The 217-nt window shown below is 47.9% G+C and carries 1 protein-coding gene; it reads right to left on the reverse strand.

Going from position 1 to position 217, the window contains the following annotated elements; translation table 11 throughout:
* The coding region (locus GT354_RS09915) for a DUF2807 domain-containing protein (RefSeq protein WP_161355902.1) at positions 1 to 217 on the reverse strand (217 nt) is incomplete at both ends.

The raw sequence follows: 217 nt of genomic DNA on the forward strand, positions 1-217 counted from the left end.
GATGCACCACTAGCCCCCACATCCGCCTGTTCAACCCTCAGCAATTTACCGCGAAAATTACTCGCACCGCTGGCACCCACTTGTAAAAACTTTGTTTGGCTTGCGGATTTAATCTCCGTATTGGCCGCACCTGAAAGTTCAAATTTCACTTTGGCTGCCGTCAGGGATTGTAGATTTGCATTACTGGCTCCGGTCAGTTCAACAAACAAATCATCCA

Origin of the sequence: Streptomyces sp. SID3343 (genome assembly GCF_009865215.1) — a bacterium.
Taxonomy (GTDB): Bacteria; Actinomycetota; Actinomycetes; order Streptomycetales; family Streptomycetaceae; genus Embleya.